The sequence below is a fragment of the Sediminivirga luteola genome, from assembly GCF_014639315.1.
Classification (GTDB): domain Bacteria; phylum Actinomycetota; class Actinomycetes; order Actinomycetales; family Brevibacteriaceae; genus Sediminivirga; species Sediminivirga luteola.
The window spans coordinates 1-1,241 of record NZ_BMFY01000041.1; the positions used below are offsets into that span (position 1 = coordinate 1).

At 59.3% G+C, this 1,241-nt stretch carries 1 pseudogene; it reads left to right on the forward strand.

The window, feature by feature from the left end:
- Positions 1–1,153 (forward strand): annotated as a pseudogene (locus tag IEW13_RS17245) (IS3 family transposase); the annotation flags it as partial.
- Between the last annotated feature and the right edge of the window lie 88 nt (positions 1,154–1,241).

A 1,241-nucleotide genomic window follows, 5' to 3' on the forward strand; every position in this document is an offset into this window, starting at 1 on the left:
GCCGAAAGCCTATCCTGCTGAGTTCCGCCACCGTGCGGTTGCGCTAGTGCGTGCAGGGCGAAAAGTCCCCGTGGTGGCAGCTGACCTTGAGATCAGCGATGCGGTGCTGTGGCGCTGGGTCCGGCAGGACCGCATCGACAATGGAGAGGTCCCTGGCATCGCCACCGCTGAGAGCGCCGAGCTGCGCAAGGCCCGCAAACGGATCCGCGAGCTGGAACAAGAACTTGAGATCCTGAAGATCGCCTCGAAGTTTTTGGGTGAAGAGGCGCCCCACCCAAAAGGATTCACCCGGTGATCGACACCCTGGTCGCCGCCGGGTTTCCGGTACTCACCTGTTGCCGCCTCCTCGGAGTCAGCAAGCCTGGTTACTACAGGTACCTACGTCGTCCTACTGCGCCTTCTCAGATGCGACGCGAATGGCTCACCGGCCTCATCCGAGAAGTCCACACCGCTTCCCGTGGAACTTATGGCTACCGACGTATCCACGCTGAATTGACCATGGGGATGAGCGTGGCCGTCAAATAATCAGCTGGTCTTCAAATTGATGCACAACGCGGGGATTTACGGTCTCCCAGGCCCAGTCAGAACGAAACGGCTACGCGGGGTGGTGACCGCAGATGACCTGGTCAACCGGAAGTTCCACCGCATCCAGCCCAATGAACTCTGGGTCACCGACATCACCGAACACCCCACCGCTGAGGGCAAAATTTACTGCTGTGCGGTGATGGACACTTACAGCCGGAAAGTCGTGGGCTGGTCCATCGAAAGCCGGCAGAACACGACCCTGGTGCTCAATGCTTTGGACATGGCGCTCAAAGCACGGATGCCCGGCCCTGGTGGCATCGTTCACGCCGATCACGGCACCCAATTCACCTCCTGGGCCTTCGGCGAAAAAATCCGTCAGGCAGGGCTCATGCCCTCTTTCGGCACCGTCGGTGATGGGCTGGACAACGCCATGATGGAAAGCTTCTGGTCTTCCATGCAGATCGAGCTGCTCAACCGGCAGCGATGGAAGACTCGGATCGAACTGGCTAACGCCATCTTCGACTACATCGAAATCTTCTATAACAGGAAGCGCCGCCACTCAGGGCTGGGATATCTCAGCCCCGCAGACTTTGAACTACGCTCAACCGTGACACCCCTCAACGCCTGAGCGCTACACCGCCGGAGGTAACCAAACCGTAGGGCAGGTCACAGTGTGAAGCGCCCTGGGTTTATTGGCTCTTCGGACTTCTGGTGGG